The 12,891-nt window shown below is 65.6% G+C and carries 9 protein-coding genes; 8 read left to right on the forward strand and 1 reads right to left on the reverse strand.

The genetic code is table 11. The features are described 5' to 3' along the window. The first annotated feature begins 60 nt into the window (after positions 1-60). The 5 genes from SA190iCDA_RS00820 to SA190iCDA_RS00840 all read left to right on the forward strand — a co-directional run bounded on the left by SA190iCDA_RS00820 (position 61) and on the right by SA190iCDA_RS00840 (position 5,307). The gene (locus SA190iCDA_RS00820; protein ID WP_070885936.1) at positions 61-336 is read left to right on the forward strand and encodes a hypothetical protein; all 276 of its coding nucleotides are present in this window, start codon (positions 61-63) and stop codon (positions 334-336) included. 100 nt (positions 337-436) lie between these two features. Then, the gene (locus SA190iCDA_RS00825) at positions 437-682 is read left to right on the forward strand and encodes a TIGR02647 family protein (RefSeq protein ID WP_070885935.1); all 246 of its coding nucleotides are present in this window, start codon (positions 437-439) and stop codon (positions 680-682) included. A gap of 105 nt (positions 683-787) precedes the next feature. Next, the gene (locus SA190iCDA_RS00830; RefSeq protein WP_070885934.1) at positions 788-3,637 is read left to right on the forward strand and encodes a class I adenylate cyclase; all 2,850 of its coding nucleotides are present in this window, start codon (positions 788-790) and stop codon (positions 3,635-3,637) included. 77 nt (positions 3,638-3,714) lie between these two features. Further along, positions 3,715-4,230, forward strand: a complete 516-nt coding sequence (locus tag SA190iCDA_RS00835) for a sigma-70 family RNA polymerase sigma factor (protein WP_070886192.1) — start codon at positions 3,715-3,717, stop codon at positions 4,228-4,230. A gap of 90 nt (positions 4,231-4,320) precedes the next feature. Further along, positions 4,321-5,307, forward strand: coding sequence for a FecR family protein (locus SA190iCDA_RS00840; RefSeq protein WP_070885933.1), 987 nt, complete (start codon positions 4,321-4,323; stop codon positions 5,305-5,307). 283 nt (positions 5,308-5,590) lie between these two features. Here the strand turns inward: SA190iCDA_RS00840 and SA190iCDA_RS23125 are convergent, their stop codons facing one another. Continuing rightward, positions 5,591-5,716 carry a hypothetical protein gene (locus SA190iCDA_RS23125; protein ID WP_268963864.1) on the reverse strand — a complete coding sequence of 42 codons (126 nt, stop codon included), beginning with the start codon at positions 5,714-5,716 and terminating at the stop codon, positions 5,591-5,593. Positions 5,717-5,770: 54 nt separating this feature from the next. On the opposite strand from SA190iCDA_RS23125, the gene SA190iCDA_RS00845 reads away from it, so the two are divergent. Genes SA190iCDA_RS00845 through SA190iCDA_RS00855 form a run of 3 tightly spaced genes read left to right on the forward strand, consistent with a single transcriptional unit; the run spans position 5,771 to position 12,812 of the window. Then, positions 5,771-8,320, forward strand: a complete 2,550-nt coding sequence (locus SA190iCDA_RS00845) for a TonB-dependent receptor plug domain-containing protein (protein WP_236100977.1) — start codon at positions 5,771-5,773, stop codon at positions 8,318-8,320. 14 nt (positions 8,321-8,334) lie between these two features. After that, positions 8,335-11,124 (forward strand): M16 family metallopeptidase, encoded by a 2,790-nt coding sequence (locus tag SA190iCDA_RS00850; RefSeq protein ID WP_070885932.1) that lies wholly within the window; start codon positions 8,335-8,337, stop codon positions 11,122-11,124. After that, positions 11,121-12,812, forward strand: a complete 1,692-nt coding sequence (locus SA190iCDA_RS00855; protein WP_070885931.1) for an ABC transporter ATP-binding protein/permease — start codon at positions 11,121-11,123, stop codon at positions 12,810-12,812. The genes SA190iCDA_RS00850 and SA190iCDA_RS00855 overlap by 4 nt, the downstream gene beginning before the upstream one ends. Positions 12,813-12,891 lie beyond the last annotated feature (79 nt).

A 12,891-nucleotide genomic window follows, 5' to 3' on the forward strand; every position in this document is an offset into this window, starting at 1 on the left:
CATTCTCGAGGCGCAACTGTCAAACTGCGGCTTATTTCAGCCAATACGGAGCCGCGCCCCATGAGCACTGCCGACGAGCACGACGACGACACCTTCACCGAAAGCACCCTGGTGCAGGCCATCGAGAATCAGCTGGAATCCGGCGAGCCGGCCTTTGCGCAGGCGGTGCTGAACAAGCTGACGCTGGTCGGCCACGGGCGTGAGGAAAGCGTGCAGATGATGGCCATGGCGCTGGCCCACGAAGTGGACGCCATGCTGCGCGAAGACCGCCCCTTCGATGCCGAGAACTACGAGCGGCTGCTGCGCGCCCTGCCAACACTGCCCGAGCAAGACTGACCTCGGCGAACCGCCGCCTGCTTGACTACACTGGGTCTGCGGGATGGCCCCGCGCGCCCACGGCCCAGGCCGTACACGACAACAACAGGCAGGAGTCACCATGGTCTTTAATGCCGATCTGGTCGCCGAACTGGAAATTCTTTTGCTGTTCAACCTCGACAATGGTCAGGAGGGTCTGAAAATCCACCACGATGCCGCCTCGTCGGCCGTCGCCGCTGCCGGGCGTCTGCATGACAAGGGCCTGATCACCCTCCCCGATGGCGGCTACCTGACCCGCCTGGGCCACGAAGCCGCCGAGCACGCGCAAAGCCTGAAAACCATCCTCACCACTGCCCAGGCACGCTGACGCCTGATGCTGCCTGCCGCCCGATGCGGCAGGCCCTTCCCGGCGGTCATTGCGAGCAGGCACGCCGCGCCTGTAGGCTTGCTCATCACCCGGCCGAGCCCGAGCATGACGCGCCACCTTCCCCTGCGCCCCGACATCGATGACGGCATCGACCGCAAGGTGCTGACCCAGCTGCGTGCGCGCTTCATGCGCATCAACCACGGTCGTCAGCAGCGCGCCATGCAGGCCCTGTCGCCCCGCCAGCAGCGGGTGCTGACGTTGCTGCCACTGCTGTTCCACGTCAATCATCCGCTGCTGCCCGGCTATGTGTCGGCGCAGGCGCCGGCCGGGCTGGCCGGCTTCGAACCCGCGGCCGACTTGCTGGCCGAAGCCCAGCGCCTGACCCGCTCGTTCGCCTACAAGCCGGCTCGCGCCCAGGCGCCGATGCCCATTCATGGCCTGTTTCTGATGGGCAGCCTGGGCACCCTGGCCCAGGCCGAGCAGAGCGACATGGACCTGTGGGTCTGCCACGCCAGTGATCTCGACGCGGTCGCCCGCGAAACGCTGCAACGCAAATGCGACCTGCTGCAGAGCTGGGCGGCCGGCCAGGGTGCCGAGGCGCATTTCTTCCTGATCGACCCCGAACGCTTTCGCAGCGGCGTGCGGGAAGCGCAGCTGACCTCGGACGACTGCGGCACCACCCAGCATTTCCTGCTCCTCGACGAGTTCTACCGCACGGCGATCTGGCTGGGCGGGCGCATGCCGCTGTGGTGGCTGGTGCCGGCCGGCGACGAACATCGCTACGCCCAGGTGACCGAGACCTTGCTGAGCAAACGCTTCGTCCGCGCCGAAGACGTGCTCGATTTTGGCCACCTGGCCCAGGTGCCGGCTGGTGAATTTCTCGGTGCCGGCATGTGGCAGCTGTTCAAGGGCATCGAATCACCCTACAAGTCGGCGCTCAAGTTGCTGCTCACCGAGGTCTATGCCAGCGAGCATCCCCAGGTGCGCTGCCTGTCGCTGCGCTTCAAGCAGGCGGTCTACGACGGCCTGCTCGACCTCGACGAGCTGGACCCCTATGTGCTGATCTACCGCCGCCTGGAGGAATACCTGCAGGCGCGCGGCGAAACCGAGCGCCTGGAGCTGGTCAGGCGCTGCCTGTACCTGAAGGTCAACAAGAAGATCAGCAAACCACCGCGCCACCGTGAAAAGAGCTGGCAACGCCTGCTGCTCGAGCGGCTGACGGGCGAGTGGGGCTGGGGCGAACGCCAGCTGATCCTGCTCGACAGCCGCAGTCAGTGGAAGGTCCGCCAGGTCGTCGCCGAACGCCAGGCGCTGGTCAACGAACTCAACTACAGCTACCGCTTTCTGTCGCTGTTCGCCCGCCATCGCGCCGATGGCGTGGCCGCCGATAGCCGCGACCTGGCCGTATTGGGCCGACGCCTGTATGCCGCCTTCGAACGCCGCGCCGGCAAGGTGGAATTCATCAACCCGGGCATCGCCCCGGATCTGGGCGAAGACACCCTGACCCTGGTGCATAACCCGACGCCCAAGGGCGAGCGCTGGGCGCTTTACAACGGCAGCCTGGGCCCACAGGAATGGCAGGATTTCGCGCCCCTGCGCCAGGCCCGCAGCCTGATCGAGCTGCTCGCCTGGAGCCACCGCAACGGCGTGATCGACAGCGGCACCCACCTGTCACTGCATCCGGGCGACAGCGATCTTGCCGAGTTCGAACTCAGCCAGTTGCTCGGCTGCCTGGCCCAGAACCTGCCCATGCCGTTGCCAGCCGTGACCGAGGCCGCCCTGGCGCGACCGCGTCGGCCGGCCGAGGAGCTGTTGCTGATCAACGTCGGCCGCGACCCGCTCAAGCAGCACAGCCAGATGAACGTGCACATGACCAGTGAGCGCACCGACCCACTGGGCTACTCGGGCGTGCGCGACAACCTGGTACTGACCCTCGACCGGATCACCCTCAACAGCTGGAACGAGCTGCTGGTCGAACGTTACGAGGGTCCCACCGCCCTGCTTGACTGCCTGAGCGATGTACTCAGTGCCCTGCCCGCCCGCGGTGAGCGTGCCAACCTGCGGGTGTTCTGCTATTGCCGCAACCGCGCCGCGACCATAGTCGAGCGCGTCGAGGGCCTGCTCGGCGAGTTGATCGACTGCCTCGACAGCGGCGAGCGGCCGCGCTACCTGCTGCAGATCGCCCGCCGCTATCACCTGCTCGATCTGTCACCCGGCAACGTCCGGCACAGCATGCTGCAGGATCGGCCTGCGCTGCTCGAACACCTTGCCCAGGATCGCGCCGAGTACAGCGCGCTGCGCCTGGACCGCAACGCGCTGGCGGGCGACGACCTGGCGCTGATCCTCGAAGCCGGACGCCCGGCGTGCATCCAGGTGTTCTACCGCCTGCACGAAACGGAGGGTCTGGCCCAGATCAGCGTGCTGGACGAATGCGGTGCACTCTGGCGTAGCCAGGCGCCGTTCCATAACGAAACCAGCCTGCTGACGCCGCTGCACCGCTTCCTGCAATCGTTGCTGTTCCGGCGCGCTGCCGCCCAGGCCCTGGAAGGGCCGCAACAGCCCCTGGAAATTCTCTACCACCAACTGCTGCCCGCCGCCCCGCTGCGCGCGCAACGCCTGGAGCCCAGGTCGCCGCCGCAGAGCGAACTCAGCCTGCCGTTCTATGACGTGCAGGCCATCGTCGAGCCGGGCACCGGCCCGCGCGCCTACATCAGCCTGTTCTGCAATCATCGGGAATTTTCCGAACTCGAACACGGCGAGCAGCTGTTCGCCAACGTGGCCCGGCATATCCTCGCCCAGCGCAGCGAGGAGCAGCCGTATCCCTGCTATATCACCGACCTGGACCTTTGCGCGCTACTCGGCGACAGGCAACCCTCGGCAGTGCATTACCTGCGCTACAAGGCCAGCCTCGAAGAGGCACTGAACGGTGCGCTGGCCGCACCCAGATCTTATTGATAACAATTCTCACGATAAGCTAACATGCTCGCTCGCTGTCGCACGCCCGCTGTGCACGGCTTGCGGCAGTGCCAATCGTGTCCCCAGCAACCAATCCCAAACTCGACCTGTACCTCCTCCACCGCCTCGCCCTGGTGGACTACGCCGCCTCGCTGCTCAGTTGCCGCGCCCAGGCCGAAGACGTGGTGCAGGAAGCCTGGCTGCGCTTCAGCAGCCGCGACAGCGTCGACGCGGTGATCGAGCAGCCAGTGGGCTATCTCTACCGAATCGTCCGCAACCTGGCATTCGACCTGAGCCGCCGGGACGCGACCGAGCGCCGCCAACCCGATGGCGACGAGCTGCTCGAAACCCTCTCCGACGACAAGCCGGGGCCCGAGCAACAGGCCAGCACCAGCGCCGAGCTGCGCCTGGTCAACGCGGCCCTGGCTGAACTGCCGCCTCGCGTGCAGCGCGCCTTCGCCATGCACCGCCTGGAAGGCCATACCCTGCAGCAGATCGCCGTCACCTTGAATATTTCCGTCGGCCTGGCGCACCAACTGGTGCACCAGGCGCTGTGTCATTGCGCCGATCGCCTGGAGCAGGCCAATGGCTGAGCTGAAAATCCGCGGCGCTGAGCCGTCCTTTGCTCGCAGGGGCGCGTGTGTGCGACCCTTGCCCACCTTTAAGGACGATCCGCAACGACCATGACCGGCAACCTCACCCACACCGCACTGGACTGGCTGCTGCGCATCCAGCAGCGCCCCGAGGACGCCGCGCTGCGGACCGAGCTGGCCGCCTGGCTGGCCATCGACCCCCGTCATGTCGAGGCCTACCGCAAGGCCGAGCGGGTCTGGCAACTGACCGGCTCGACCGCGGCAGCGGCAGCCCCGCCTCCCACCGAACGCCCCCGCATACCGGCCGCCGGCATCGCTGCCGCGGCGGTTTCAGCTCCAGGCTCGCAGCGCCCACGCAGGCGGCGCTGGCCAGCCCTGCTGGCGGGTTCGCTGGCCGCCTGTTTCATGCTGTGGATGGCCCCTGACGCCTATCTCCGCTACCAGAGCGACTACCGTACGGGCCTGGGTCAGCAGCGCAGCATCGAGCTGGACGACGGCAGCCGCGTGCAGCTCGACAGCCAGTCGGCGATCAGCGTCGAGTTCGACGGCAGCCGCCGTGAGGTACGCCTGCTCAGCGGCCAGGCGTTCTTCCAAGTAATCCCGGACCAGAGCCGCCCCTTCAGGGTCGATGCGGACAACCTGCAGATCACCGTGACCGGCACAGCGTTCAACGTGGCCGTGCGCCCCAGCCAACTGACCGTCGCGGTGCAGCATGGCTCGGTGCGGGTGGCCGAGGGCAACCAGACATTGGCCGAAGCGCTGCGCACAGGCGACCGGCTGCAGTGGCGCGGCAGCGACCAGGTTACTCGCGACACACTCCCTGTCAGCCGGATAGCCGCCTGGCAGCAAGGCCGTCTGGTGGTGCGCGACGCCCGCATTGCCGATGTGCTCGACGAATTGCGCCCCTATCTGCCGGGCAAGCTGGCGTTACGCGATGTCGAACTGGGCGACAGGCGCATCACCGGCGTTTACGACCTGCGCAACCCGGATGCCGCCCTGCGCGCCATCATCCAACCCTATCAGGGGCGAGTCAGCACCTGGACAGCCTGGCTGCGAGTCGTCGACCGCGAACCCTGAGCCGCTTTCGAGCGGCTTTTTCTGATCTCGAAAAAATAATTCGACTTTCTCTGAAAATTTTCAACGCCGACACGTCATTGCCTCGAACACGAATCGATACAGATTCGCATTAGCTTTCAATTGGGCCGCTGGCCCGTTCGGGGAAGGTATGAACAAGCAGTCGCGGTTGCCCGCAAATCCCTTCATCCCTGCCAGGGCCCTGGGCAGAGCCATCAGCCTGGGCCTGCTCGGCCTGTGCGGCGCCCTGCCGGTCAGCGTCGGTACGGCCATGGCGCAGCACGCCTCAAGCGCACTGCTGCAGCAACACCATGCCTTCGACATTCCTGCCCAACCCCTGGCCGACGCCCTGATCGCCTTCGCCCAGCAGAGCGGCCTGCAGGTCAGCGCCGATCAACAGCTGGTCGGTCACCTGCGCAGCAAGGCGATCACCGGGCGGATAAGCAGCGAACAGGCGCTGTCGCGTTTGCTGGAAGGCAGCAATATCGGCTGGAACTATCAGCAGGAGGTGCTGACTTTCTTCCAGGTGGCCAGCCAACAGGAAGCGCTGGAGCTGGGCAATACCGTGGTGCTCGCTGCAGCCAGCCAGAGCTTCATGGGCGAAACGGTGGTGGATCGACGAGCCATCGAAGCCTTTCCCGGCGCCAACGGCGATATCACCACACTGCTGCAGATGCACCCCAGCGTGCAATTCAGCAACACTCAGCAAAGCTCGAGCACGCCCGGCGAAATCGACCCTGCCGATATCAGCATCAACGGCGCCGAGTTCTATCAGAACAGCTTCATGATCGACGGCGTGGGGATCAACAATGACATCGACCCTGGCCGCCATGACTGGAACACCATCGCCGATGCCAGGGGTACACCCAGCCGTAGTCACGGCATTGCCCTGGATGCCGACCTGCTCGAAGAAGTGAGGGTCTACGACAGCAACGTACCGGCCGAATACGGCGGGTTCAATGGCGGGGTCATCAACGCGATTACCCGGCGCCCGACACAGGAGCTGCACGGCAAGCTGTCGGCCAGCATGAGCCGCTCAGCCTGGGCCAACTATCACATCAACGAGGAAGACCGTGAGGGATTCGAAAATTCCACCACGGCCCAGGAACAGCCCGAGTTCGAGAAATGGACCCTGAGGGGCACCCTGGAAGGTCATCTCACCGAAAACTTCGGCGCTCTTTTCAATTTTTCGCGCAAGCATTCCACCATTCCGCTGAATGCCTACAGCAATGATTTCAACAGCGCCGGCGACACCAGCAAGAAAGACCAGACGCGGCAAATCGACAACTTCCTTCTCAAGACCTACTGGCAGGTCAATGACCGCCTGCAACTCGACGTATCGCTCACCCACGCCCCTCAGGAAAGCGAGTACTTCCGCGAAAACGCCAAGAACTCCGACTTTGTCCTGCTTCAAGGTGGCCAACAGGCATCCGTCAAAGCCACTTGGTTCGGCGATAACGCGACCTACACCCACAACCTTGCATACACCGATCTGCAAAGCTCCCGAGACAGCGACAGCAACGTCAGCAAGCAATGGCGATGGTCGAGTGAAAAGAATTGGGGCAATCCGCTCAGTAATACGAGCCTGAGTCGCGAGGGTAGCTTCGGCGATATCGAGCAACGTCAGAAAAGCATGACCTACACCTTCAAATCCGATTGGGAGCCCAATCACGCGCTGGGGATCGAGCACAATTTCCAGGCGGGCCTGGAGTTGGCCTATCAACAGGCCAATTACAAGCGCCCTGAAAGCGCAACGACTGCCGCCGCCTTGACCGCGACCCCAGCCGGCACCAACACCTGCAATTTCTCGAGCGGAGAACGCGATAGCGAGTATTGCTCCATCGGCACCAACGTATCGGGCGCTCTCACCCGCCAGTATTTCCGCAGCCTGACGCACTACAACGCCGGGGAAATAGCCATGGACGAAAAGCGCTACGCCCTGTTCCTGCAGGATCGTATGCAGTGGGGCCGCTTGCAGGTGCGCCCCGGCGTCCGCTTCGATGGCGATGACTACATGGAAAAGAAAACCATCGCTCCGCGCTTCTCCGCCGACTACGACCTGTTCGGCGACTCAAGCACGGTACTGACGACAGGGTTCAACCGCTACTACGGGCGGACCATGTTCAAGTATCGCCTGGCAGATGGCCGTGAATCCCTGGAATACCGGCAGTCGCGACCGGTCGCGACAGGCAATACGCTCAGCGAGTTCGGTCCGATCACCAGAGGGGTTGCCGATAGCAGCTCGTTCCGCAAGATCGATATTCCCTACAACGACGAATGGATGGTTGGCATTGCGCAACGCTGGTTGAGCACGACCTTCGAGCTCAAGTACGTGCGCCGCGAAGGACGCGATCAGGTGGTCAGGACTCAGGGCGTGAACCTCGGCCTGCCAAGCGGCGATGGCCTGAACGAAAGCACTACTTACACCGTTTATACCAACGCGGGTAGCAGCGAGACCGATGCGGTTTCGCTGACGATCACGCCCGACGCGGAGTTTCGCCTGCTCGGTACTCGCTCCAACGTGCAGTTTGCTGCCGACTGGACACGCACCCACAGCACGTTCAACTCCAACTACGACGTTTCATTCTCGCGCGACGAGCTGAACGACGAACTGGTGATGTACGACGGCCAGCTCATGCGCTACAGCCAATTGCCTGCAGCCAACTTCAACCGCCCGTGGACGGCACGCGTGACAACCATCACCCACGTCCCCCAGGCGAACATGACGCTCAGCAACTTCCTTCGCTATCGCGCCGGGTATGAGCAGATCGTGGCCGACGGGACGATCGAGGTTGGAGGAACCACCTACGACAACTACAACTTCGGCGAGGTCAACGCCGCCTTTACCTGGGATCTACGCGCCAAATGGCAGATTCCGGTGGTGCGCGACCAGTCCGCCTTCATTGCCGTGGACGTGAAGAACGTCCTGGATGAAGTGGCCGAAATCTACAGCAGCTCTGGTTACAAGTACGAAATGGGCCGCCAGTACTGGCTCGAAGTCGGCTACCAATTCTAAGAAGGCGCGCGACCATGCATCCCGTGAAAGTCCTCCTCACGGCACTGGCAGCGTTGCTGCTCGGTGCCTGCACCTCCCTGCCCGCCGGCGACGCGCCGCTGCAGTGGCACCCCATCGTCACCCGTGGCGAGCTGCCCAACGGCCTGCGTTACAACCTGATCCGCACCGATGAGCAAAAGGGCCGTCTGGATATGCGCCTGACGGTGCACGCCGGCTCGGTGGACGAGGCCGACGACCAGGTCGGTGTCGCCCATATGCTCGAGCACCTGGCCTTCTACAGCCACGGCGGTGAACCGCTCGACGTGCGCCAGCGCCTGCAAAAGGCCGGCTGGCAACAGGGCCGGCATTTCAATGCGGTGACCAGCTACGACCGCACCCAGTACCTGCTCAGCCCGCCCGATGGCGTCAAGAGCGCCGCGCTGGCGCTACAGACCCTGGCCAACATGGCTTTCGCCGCCGACTTCACCGCAGAGGACCTGAACCGCGAGCGTCCCATCGTCATCGAGGAATGGCGCGGCGGCCTGGGCGTGGCCCAGCGCATGAACGCCAAGCGCACCGCCGCCCAGCGCACCGGTTCGCGGTACCCCGCGCACCGCACCATCGGCAACCGCCAGGCCATCGATCAGGCGCAGCTGGGCGCACTGCAGGCCTTTCAGCAGCGTTGGTACCTGCCTAACAACATGGTGTTGAACGTCGTTGGCGACTTCGAGCCGCACCGGCTGATCGGGCAGATCGAGGAGGCGTTCGCCAAGCCTCGGCGCGGCAACGTGCCGAGTCGCGAGCACCTGGAACTGCCACTGGACGACAGGCTGAAGGTGTTTCGCGTACAGGACAGCCAGAGCGGCAGCAACCAGGTCGCCCTGCTGTTTCGCTTCAGCCAGCTCGACAGCCGCAAACAGACCCGCTCCGCCAGCCGAGACCGGCTGATCGACCGCTTGGCCCTCAGCGTGCTGTCGCATCAGTTGCGCCGCCAGCCATTGGAGCAAAACCAGACCAGCAGCCTTACTGCCGTGAAGACCCAGATCGGCCGGCGCAGCGGCGTCCTGGCGGTGGCCGCCGCGGTCAAGGGTCAGCACCACGAGCAGTCGCTGCAGACGTTGCTGCGCGAGCTGCAGCGGATCGACCGCCATCCGCTGCACGAGGACGACGTGCAGGCCGTGAAGGACGATATCCGCCGGATCGCCGAACGCATGCTGAGCGATCCGGCACCACGTGACTTCGATGGCTGGGTGCGCCAGCTCAATGACGCGACCCTTGCCGAGCGGGTGCTGCAGGAACCGGCAGCCATCGCCCGCATCACCTTGAGCAACCTGGACGCCATCGACGCGGACGACCTGCAGCGGCGCCTCCGCAGCTGGCTGGCCAGCCCGGATCGGGTGCTGCAGCTCAGCGCGCCGGGAGGCATGGAACTGGATCTGCCCACAGCCGCCAGCGTGCTGCGGCAATGGCAGATCCTGGCCGATACCGAGCTGGCCGCGCCGCTGCCACCCGTTGCCCAGGCAGAGGTCGTGGTCCCCACGCTGAGCAGCACCTTGCCCGCGGGGCGCATTATCGAGCGGCGCCGCTTCGCAGCCGAAAAGGTCGAGCACTGGCAACTGAGCAACGGTGACCGCCTGGTATGGCTGCGCCGCCCCGGCGCCGACGGCAAGGTGCAGTTGCGGGTCGATTCCAGTGCCGGCTTTGGCTACCGGGGCGGGTTGCCCTGGCGCGCGCAGATCGCCAGCCAGCTGGCCTTGCAGACCCCGCCAACCGGCTGGAGCGAAGAACAGCTGAACGCCTGGAAGAAACGCGAAGGCGTGCAGCTGTCCTTCGAGCAACAGGCCAGCCGCCTGGAAGCCCAGGGCAGCGCCGAGCCGCAGCAACTGGCCAGCCTGCTGGCCTTCTACCAGGCCCGGCAGACACGCCGCAGCCTGGATGAACAGGCCTACCGCGACAGCGTCGGGCAACTCCACGATCAGTTGCAGCGCCAGCGCGACCACGTGCGCAGCGAACAGGACGCCACCTGGCGGCGCCTCAGGCAAGGCCAGGACGACTGGCAAGCCCCCACCGCAGCAGCATTGCCCGCGCTGAGCCGCGCCCAGCTGGAAGCGGACTGGCACCACCAGGCCGCCGCGCCGGTGACCTACTACCTGATGGCCGACCTGCCCGAAGCCGAGCTGCAGGCGCTGGTCAGCCGCTACCTGGCGGCCATCCCCCGCGGTGAACCCTTGCAGGCTGCGCCCGTGGCACGCCAGCCCGGTCGTCGCCAGGCGACACTGGCCATCGCCCTGGAGCCACGCGCCAGCCTGTATGCCAGCAGCTTCCAGCCGCACGCCTGGAACCCGGCCGACGCCGCGCGCATCGCCGCCCTGCGGGAAATTGCCAACGCCGAACTCAAGCAGCGCCTGCGTGGCGATGCCACCGGCATCTACCGCCTGCGCTTCGACAGCGAACTGAGCCACGCGCACCAGCGCATCGACAGCGAGCTGCATTTCAGCAGCGCGCCGCAGCGCGCCGATGAACTCTGGCAACTGGCCCAGGAAACCCTGGCGGCGCTGCCAGAGGCAGTCACCGAGCCGCGCGTGGCGGCCCTGCGCAATGAGCTGCAGCGCAAGGAAAACCAGCGCCGTGAAGACCCCGCCACCCAGCTGCACCGGCTGATGCTCAGCGAGCGCGCCTGGGGCGACCCGCGCTACCTGAGCGAGCAGGACAAGCTGCCCGCGGCGCTGGAAACGACGGCGATGAAGCGCCTGGCCCGGCAGATCTTCCCGCCGGCCAATGAGGTGCGCATGCAGGTGCTGCCTGCAGAAGGCGCCGGTTCGTGAACACCTTGCGCCTGTTCTTCAGGCTCGCCAGACCGTTCTGGGGCAGCCGCGCCGGCCGGCCGGGCTGGGCCCTGCTGGCGCTGGCTTTGGCCATGGGTGCGGGCCTGGTACAGGTCAACGTGTACATCAACGAATGGAGCAAGACCTTCTACGACACCCTGGCGACCTTCGACGGCAAGGCCCTGGTTGGCCTGATGGGCCAGTACGCCATCGCCATCGGCGTGCTGATCGGCGCCATCGTCGCCAAGGACTGGTTCAACAAGGCACTGATGCTGCGCTGGCGCCAGCACCTCAACGACCACCTGCTGGAGCGCTGGCTGGGCGAGCGCCGCTATTACCGCCTGGGCCTTGGCGGCGAGCCGGACCACCCGGATCAACGTATCGCCGAGGATGCCTACCTGCTGACGGAAAAGACCGTTGGCATCGTCGTCTCGCTGTTTATCAACAGCCTGCAGATCGGCGCCTTCTTCAGCATCCTCTGGCAGCTGTCCGGCACCCAGACCTTCACTGTCGCCGGCCGTGAGCTGAGCATCGACGGCTATCTGGTCTGGGCCGCGATTCTTTATACCCTTGTCGGCACCCTGCTCACGCACTGGTTGGGCCATCCGTTGCACGGCCTGAACTACGAGCGCCAGCGCAGCGAGGCGGCCTTTCGTGCCGACCTGCTGCGCAAGCGCGAGCACGCCGAGCAGATCGCCCTGTATGCCGGCGAAGACGCCGAGCGACAAGGCCTGGAACGGCGCTTCGCCGCCATCGCCGAGAACTGGCGCGGGCTGATGCGCCGGGAACTGAAACTCGGGATATTCACCGCTGGCTACAGCCGCGTCAGCAACATCGTGCCGGTCTTCATCGCGCTGCCGCTGTTTCTCGCCAAGACCATCACCCTCGGTGGTCTCATGCAGATTCGCAGCGCCTTCACCGCGGTCCAGGGTTCGCTGAGCTGGTTCATCTTCTCCTACCGCGACCTGGCCGAATGGAGCGCCACGGTGCAGCGCCTGGGCCAGTTCCAGGAGGCCATGGAGCGCCTGCAGCCGGTCGTACTCGAACGTGGCGAGAGCCTCAGCACCAGCGGTCTGGATGTGCTGCGGCCCAATGGCGAGGCGCTGCTGTGCGGCCTGGCGCTGCACGCGCGGCCCGGTGAATGGCTGCGCCTGGCCGGCGCCAGTGGCCTGGGCAAGACCACCTTGCTGCGCACCCTGATGGGCCTCTGGCCGCACCACCGCGGCAGTTGGCAACTGCCTGGCGGGCGCAGCCTGCTGCTGCCCCAGAAGCCCTACCTGGCCAGCGGCCGGCTCGACGAAGCGCTGGCCTACCCCGCGGCGCAGGTACCGGCCACCCTGGAATTGATCGGCGCGCTGCAGGATGTCGGCCTCGGCCACCTGGCGGCAGACCTGGAGCGGGAAGCCGAATGGGGCCGCGAACTCTCGGGCGGCGAGCAGCAGCGTCTGGCCCTGGCCCGTGCTCTGCTCTATCGGCCCGATACCCTGTACCTCGACGAGGCCACCAACCAGCTCGACGAACGGGCCGCCTGCGGGCTCCTCATGCGCCTGCGCGGACGCCTGCCGGGCTGCACGCTGGTCGGCGTCAGCCATCAGCCGGCGGTGCAGCGCCTGTTCGAACGCAGCATCGATCTGCAGGAATGTGGGCCGTCATGCAGCCCGGTGGCACGGCCGCCGGTCACCGCTTGAGCGGATGGCCGGGCCGCGCCGTGCGCGCCCCGGGCAATGGAGAAGCGACTCGGCAGCAGGATCAGCGCGAGTCGGGTAC

The sequence above is a fragment of the Pseudomonas argentinensis genome (assembly GCF_001839655.2).
Lineage (GTDB): Bacteria > Pseudomonadota > Gammaproteobacteria > Pseudomonadales > Pseudomonadaceae > Aquipseudomonas > Aquipseudomonas argentinensis_B.